Below are 1,485 nucleotides of genomic sequence, written 5' to 3'. Positions count from 1 at the left end.
ACCCTCGGCACCGGCGCCGGTGCCGAGGGTGAACTGTCCGGGCAGGGACACCTCGACGCGGCGGCCGCCGACCTCGACGACGACGTTCTGCCGGGGCCCGGTCTCGTCCTCGTCGATCGGCTGGTTACCGGTGAACGGTTCGACCTGGTTGTCCCATTCGGTTTCGATCCACTTGGTGTAGACGTCGAAGGAGGTGCCGTCGCCGATGAAGGCGGGGTCGGAGACGATGGCCCGGTGGAACGGGATGACCGTGGCCAGTCCTTCGACCTGGAATTCGGCGAGGGCGCGGCGGGCGCGGGCCAGGGCCTCGTCGCGGGTGGCGCCGGTGACGATGAGCTTGGCGAGCATGGAGTCGAACTGGCCGCCGATCACCGAGCCGGTTTCGACGCCGGAGTCCATCCGCACACCGGGGCCGGTGGGCGGGACGAACTTGGTGACCGGGCCGGGGGCGGGCAGGAAGCCGCGGCCGGCGTCCTCGCCGTTGATGCGGAATTCGAAGGAGTGCCCGCGGGGGGTGGGGTCCTCGGTGAGGTCGAGGTGTTCGCCGTTGGCGATCTTGAACTGCTGCAGGACCAGGTCGAGGCCGGCGGTTTCCTCGGTGACGGGGTGTTCGACCTGCAGGCGGGTGTTGACCTCGAGGAAGGAGACGGTGTCGCCCTGGACCAGGTATTCGACGGTGCCGGCGCCGTAGTAGCCGGCCTCCTTGCAGATGGCCTTGGCGGAGGTGTGGATGCGGTGGCGTTGGTCGTCGGTGAGGAACGGGGCGGGGGCCTCCTCGACGAGTTTCTGGAAGCGGCGTTGCAGGGAGCAGTCGCGGGTGCCGGCGACGATGACGTTGCCGTGCTGGTCGGCGATGACCTGGGCTTCGACGTGGCGGGCCTTGTCCAGATACTGTTCGACGAAGCATTCGCCGCGGCCGAACGCGGCGACGGCCTCGCGGGTGGCGGAGTCGAACAGTTCGGGGATTTCCTCGATGGTGTGGGCGACCTTCATGCCGCGGCCGCCGCCGCCGAACGCGGCCTTGATGGCGACGGGGACCCCGTATTCCTGGGCGAAGGCGACGACCTCGTCGGCGTTTTTGACCGGGTCCTTGGTGCCGGCGGCCATCGGGGCCTTGGCCTTTTCGGCGATGTGCCGGGCGGTGACCTTGTCGCCGAGGTCGCGGATCGATTGCGGGGAGGGGCCGATCCAGATCAGGCCGGCGTCGATCACGGCCTGGGCGAAGTCGGCGTTTTCGGAGAGGAAGCCGTAGCCGGGGTGGATGGCGTCGGCGCCGGACTTGCGGGCGGCGTCCAAAATTTTGTCGAACACCAGGTAGGACTCGGCGGAGGTCTGCCCGCCGAGGGCGAATGCTTCGTCGGCCAGGCGCACGAACGGGGCGTCGGCGTCGGGTTCGGCGTAGACGGCGACGCTGGCCAGGCCGGCATCGGCTGCGGCCCGGATCACCCGCACTGCAATCTCACCGCGGTTCGCGACGAGCACCTT

General features: G+C 69.3%; 1 protein-coding gene. It reads right to left on the bottom strand.

Annotated elements, in window-relative coordinates:
• Positions 1 to 1,485, bottom strand: a 1,485-nt coding sequence (locus tag AZG88_RS31280) for an acetyl-CoA carboxylase biotin carboxylase subunit (protein WP_061700077.1), incomplete at both ends; no start/stop codon positions are given.

The organism is Rhodococcus sp. LB1, assembly GCF_001583455.1.
Classification (GTDB): domain Bacteria; phylum Actinomycetota; class Actinomycetes; order Mycobacteriales; family Mycobacteriaceae; genus Rhodococcus_F; species Rhodococcus_F opacus.
The sequence above is the reverse complement of the archived record's forward strand: the minus strand, read 5'-3'. Positions and strand labels throughout refer to the sequence as shown.